The sequence below is a fragment of the Streptomyces ossamyceticus genome (assembly GCF_001418475.1).
Lineage (GTDB): Bacteria > Actinomycetota > Actinomycetes > Streptomycetales > Streptomycetaceae > Streptomyces > Streptomyces ossamyceticus.
In genome coordinates this window covers 1-5,338 of record NZ_LIQX01000477.1, presented here as the reverse complement: position 1 = coordinate 5,338, position 5,338 = coordinate 1, and the positions used below count along the sequence as shown (strand labels likewise).

The following is a 5,338-nucleotide window of genomic DNA, read 5'->3' as shown; positions in this document are numbered from 1 at the left end:
GAACCCCTGGACGCGGCCCGCCCGGTTGCGCCGGGTCCGCACGGTCACCTCGACCCGCAGGTCGGCCGGCCGTCGGCCGATGCGCAGCGGCTCGAAGGCGGTGACCCGCAGCCTGAGGTCCCGGAAGATGAACGCCGAGCCCAGCTCCACCCCGAGATGGCGGTGGGCGATCAGGACCCCGGCCTGCCGCACCACTTCCACCAGCAGCGTGAAGTCGTACGACGGGGAGGCCTCCCCGATCAGGTGGCCGCGCGGCAGCTGGGCGGCGACGGCGAAGGTGTCCTCGCCCGTCTCGGCGGAGTCGGTGACGAAGACCTCGGCGATCGAGGCCCGGTGGACGAGGGTGCGGGGAACGGTCGCGTCGTAGCTCAGCTCCACCTCGGCGGCCCGCGGACGCGCCGGGGCCGCCTCGGAGACGGCGGGGTCCACGACGGCGGACGTGATGGCCGACGGGGTGGCGGACGTGGAAATGCTCATGGTCGGTCCTTCCAAGAAAATCCGGGTGTCGCGATCAGTCGACTCGCGAGGGGGTTGCCGGGCCCGCTCAGGGCCGCAGGGACGGCACCGGCGCCGTGAGGGGCTCACGGGACGGCAGCCGGGCGAGGAGCGCGTCGAGGCCGGCCGGGGCGGAGCGGGCGGCGACGACACCGTCCGGCCGCACGTAGGCGACCCACGGGGAGGCAGCAGCGCCGAGCGTGCGGCCCTGGTCCCGGGCGACGATCAACTCGCCTCCCTCGTAAGGGACTTGTGTGGCGACGGTGTCGGCGGGCTGGATCCACAGCACCTGGGCCGTGTCGCCGACGCCCCGCTCCCGCACGGTCTCCGCCGCGTGCACGGCCGTCTCCCCGGCAGGCCCCGCGCCGTACACCAGCAGGGTGTGCCGTCCGGCCGCCAGATGGTCGTGCAGCGATGTCGCGGCCGTGCCCCGGACCGGGGCTAGTGCCGCGTCGGGGGACCGCCGCCCGGGCCGCAGCGTGCGCGGCACGCCGGTCACGGCGTCGGACGCGGCCACCGCCGGGCTCCCGGAGTGGTCCAGGTCGAGTTGGGCGAGCAGAGGGATCGCCTTGCGCTCCAGCAGCCCGGTGGCGGACAGCACCCGCATCACCGTGTTCCGCAGGAGCCGGGCCGCCGGACGGCGCAGCAGCCACATCCGGGTCTGCTGGTCACCGTTCGCGACCGCCCGGACGGACGCGGGACGCCGTTCGGCCTCGTAGCTGTCGAGCAGCGCCGGGTCGCAGCCGCGCACCACGGTCGCCAGCTTCCACCCCACGTCGTAGCCGTCCTGGACACCGGTGTTGAGGCCCTGGCCACCGGCGGTGGTGTGGGCGTGTACCGCGTCGCCCGCCAGCAGCACCGGGCCCTCACGGAAGCGCGGGGCGACCTTGGCGTGCACCCGGAAGCGGCTGGTCCACCAGGTGCCGTGCAACCGCAGCCCGCCCGGGCCCCGCTCGTCGAGGAGCCGCTGCAGCAGTTCCTCGGAGGGCGGATCGGTGCGCTCGTCCGGTTCCGTGTCGAAGAAGACCCGGTGGCCGTCGGGCTGCGGGACGATCACCAACACCCCGTCGGGCGTGATGTGGTGCTGCACCTCGGCCTCCTCGGGCGCGCCCTCCAGCCGGCCGTCCCCGATGAGGAACGTACGGTCGAAGGTGTGGCCCTCGAAGGGGATGCCGACGCTGTCGCGCACCAGGCTGCGGGCACCGTCGGCGGCGACGAGCCAGGGCACCGTCACCGTCTCCTCCACGCCGCCCGCGCTCAGCGTCACGGTCACCGACTCCTCGGGGCCGCCGCGGCGCACGGTCACCGCCGTGGCCTCGGTCTCCCACTCGACGGTGCCGCCCAGCTCCGTCAGCCGCTCCAGCAGCGCCCGTTCGGTGACGGGCTGCGGTACGCAGAGGGGGCCGGGGAACGCGGTGCCCGTCAGTCCGCCGAACCGCACACCGGCGATCCGCCTGCCCTTCGACCAGTACGACGCCCCGGCCAGCGGGAGGGCCGTTTCGGTGAGCTTCTCGGCGACCCCCAGGCGGTCCAGGCATTCCAGGGCGCCGCTCCACAGCACCAGTCCCTTGGGCGCGATGCCGGGGCCGGGACGCCGGTCGACGACACGGCAGGGCACGCCGAGGTCCCACAGGGCGCACGCGGCGGACAGCCCGGTGGGCCCGGCACCGACGACGAGAACGGGGGTGGCGGTCATCGGGCACCTCCCGCGGCGCCGGCGGCCACGGCCACGGGGCGGTGGAGCAGGGCGGAGATCTCGCGGACGGCGCTGTCGGTGTCGGCGAACCGCACGGCGCGCATGCCGAGTTCGGCGGCGGCCCGGCAGTTCTCCTCCGTGTCGTCGACGAAAAGGCAGCGCTGCGCCGGGGTGCCGAGCCGGTCGAGCAGGATCCGGTAGATCTCCGGTTCCGGTTTGCGTACGCCTTCCCGGTGCGAGTCCACGACCACGTCGAAGAGTTCGTCGACGGGCAGCTGGGCCCGCCACAGCGGTTCCCACTCGCGGACGTTGTTGGTCAGCAGGGCGAGACGGTAGCCGTCGCGGCGCAGGGCCCGCAGGAAGGCCAGGAACGGCTCGTTGGCGCGTCGGCCCCGGAACCACAGCTCGCCGAAGCTCTGTCCGTCCGCGAGGATCCGGCCCGCCCCCACGGGGAGTTCGGCGAGGATCCGGTCCACCATCTGCCGCTCGGTGATCGTGCCGGTCTCCAGGGCGGCCATCGGGGTCTCCCCGTGGCGCTCCGTCGCCGCCAGGAACGCCTGCGCCAGGTCGCCCGCGTCGATACCGGCGAGTTCGGCGAAGGCGGCGAAGGTCTCCACGAGCGGGTTCGTGAGCACCCCTCCGTAGTCGACGACGACGGTGTCGACCGCCATGGCGCTCCCCTCGCCCACCGCGACGCGGCGTACGGGCCGGGCCTGCGGCCCGGTCTGGTGTGTGGATGTCATCGGGCTGTTCCCCCTTGCTCTGGTCGATCTGCTCGCTCTGGGTGCGCTGGTTGCTCTGGTTGCTCGATGTGCTGTGGTTGCTCTGGTGATCTGGTTGCTCTGGTGAGCTGGGTGATCCCTGGGCCGGGATCGGGGTGGCGGGTGCCGGAGTGAGTGGGTCGGGTGAACCGGTGACCGGGCCGAGCCTGACGGAACCGTCCTGAACCGTTCCGAACAGGACTGAAGCGGACTGAACCGGTCGGCTCGATCAGGTCGGTCGGCTCGGCCGGGTCGGTCGGTTCGGCCGGGTCGGTCGGTTCGGCCGGGTCGGTCGGTTCGGCCGGTTCGGCCGGGTCGGTCGTGGCCGTTCCACCGATCGCGGCCGGCCGGCTGCGGCCGTTCCGGCGCGTGGGCCGTTCGGGGCGGGCCCGGCGGTGCCGTGGCCACTCGGCCGGTCGGGTGTCCGTGCGGCGTTGCCGCGGCGTCCGCCCGACGCGTTGCCCGGACGCTAACGGCGATCGCTTGCGCCCCGCCAAAGAGGTGCGGGAGGACCTGTCGAGGTCCTCCCGCACCCTGTTTCCCGCGTATTCACGTACTCACTTGTTCACGTACTCGCGCGGCCGTGTGGCCGTGTGGCCGTCGCGGCGTCAGCCGGAGTGTTTCCCGGCTGACGCGCCGGCCCGTTCCCTCTCCTGCGTCATCGGCGCCGGCGTGTCCGCCGCGGGCGATGGGGTGGAGGCGTCCGGCGTATCCGACGCGGCCGGGGCCGGGGCCGCCGGGGCCGGGCCGCCCTCGCGGATGCCGAAGCGGGCGTGCAGGCGGCGCAGCGGTCCGGGCGCCCACCAGGTCGCCCGGCCGGTGAGCGACAGCACCGCGGGGACGAGGAGCGTACGGATCACCATGGCGTCCATGAGGATGGCCAGTGCGACGCCCAGTCCGAGCATCTTGGTGTTGGTGATGCGGGACGTGCCGATGGCCACCATGACCACCGAGAGGACGAGCGCGGCGGCGGTGATGACACCGCCGGTCGAGCGGATCCCCTCGACCACCGCGGCCTTGTGGTCGAGCGTCCGCTCCTGCTCCTCCTTGATGCGGGAGAGCAGGAAGACGCCGTAGTCCATGGAGAGCCCGAACGCGAGGCAGAACATCAGCACCGGCAGGGCCGTCTCGATGCTCCCGGTCGGGGTGAAGCCCAGCACCCCCGACAGGTGCCCGTCCTGGAAGACCCACACCACGGCGCCCAGCATCGCGGTGAGGCTCAGCGCGTTGAGCAGGACGGCCTGGAGCGGCACCAGCACGCTGCCGGTGAGCAGGAACACCAGGACCAGCGTGGCGAGCACGATGATGCCGATCGCCCACGGCAGGCCACGGCCGATGGCGGCCTGGCTGTCGATCAGGGCCGCGGTCGTGCCGGAGGTGTGGTGGGGGAAGTCGGCGTCGACGGCCCTGACGTCCCGCACCAGGTCCTTGCCCTCGTCGGAGACGGCCTCCACGCCGGGCACCACGGTGAGGTACGCGATCTCGCCGGCGGTGCGGCCCGGCTGCGCCGGTCCGGCGGTCCGGCCGTCCTGGTAGCTGCCGGTCGGCCCGTCCACCCGGATCACTCCGTCGAGCCGGGACAGCCGCTCGGCGTAGTCCCCGAGCCCGCCGGCCGGCGCGTCGCGGGTGACGACCTCGATCGCTCCGGTGGGGCTGCCCTGGAAGTGGTCCCTGATGTTCTCCTGCACCACGCGGGAGTCGGCGGAGGAGGGCAGCTGCCGGTAGTCGGCGGTGCCGAAGTCGACGTTCAGGAAGGGCGCCCCGAGCAGCAGCAGGACGGCCAGGGTGCCGGTGGCGACCAGCGGCGCGCGCCGCATCACTCCCCGAGCGAGCCGGGCCCAGCCGGCCCCGGGGGCCGCGGGCTCGGGGGTCTTGCGGGAACCGCGCCGGACCAGCTTGCGCACGTCCCAGGCGTCGATCCGCCGGCCGAGGACGGCGAGCAGGGCCGGCAGCACCACCAGGGCGGCGACGGCGGCGAGGACCACGACGCTGATCCCGGCGTAGGCGAGGGACCGCAGGAAGTACAGCGGGAACACCATCATCGCGGCGAGCGACACGGCGACGGTCGCGGCCGAGAACAGCACGGTCCGCCCGGCCGTGTTGAGGGTGACGGCGAGCGCGGCGGGCGTGTCGCGGCCGGCGGCGAGTTCCTCGCGGTAGCGGCGCACGATCAGCAGCGCGTAGTCGATGGCGAGGCCGAGGCCGAGGGCGGTGGTGAGGTTGGTGGCGAAGACGGAGACGTCGGTGAAGGAGGTGAGGACCCGCAGCACCGCGTTGGTGCCGAGGATCGCGATCACGCCGATGCCGACGGGGAGCAGCGCGGCCACGGCGCTGCCGAACACGACCATGAGGATGAGGAGCGTGATCGGCAGCGCCGTGGCCGCGC

General features: G+C 73.7%; 4 protein-coding genes. All 4 read right to left on the bottom strand.

Annotation, left to right across the window (positions count from 1 at the left end):
* Positions 1–477 (bottom strand): AfsA-related hotdog domain-containing protein (locus AOK15_RS30015; protein ID WP_276206239.1); only part of this gene is annotated, 477 nt, incomplete at its 3' end.
* A gap of 67 nt (positions 478–544) precedes the next feature.
* The gene (locus tag AOK15_RS30010; protein WP_055521477.1) at positions 545–2,191 is read right to left on the bottom strand and encodes an FAD-dependent monooxygenase; all 1,647 of its coding nucleotides are present in this window, start codon (positions 2,189–2,191) and stop codon (positions 545–547) included.
* The gene (locus AOK15_RS30005) at positions 2,188–2,934 is read right to left on the bottom strand and encodes an HAD family hydrolase (protein WP_240508663.1); all 747 of its coding nucleotides are present in this window, start codon (positions 2,932–2,934) and stop codon (positions 2,188–2,190) included. Before AOK15_RS30005 ends, AOK15_RS30010 begins: the two co-directional genes overlap by 4 nt.
* 626 nt (positions 2,935–3,560) lie before the next feature.
* Positions 3,561–5,338, bottom strand: a 1,778-nt coding sequence (locus tag AOK15_RS30000) for an MMPL family transporter (protein ID WP_055521476.1), incomplete at its 5' end; no start/stop codon positions are given.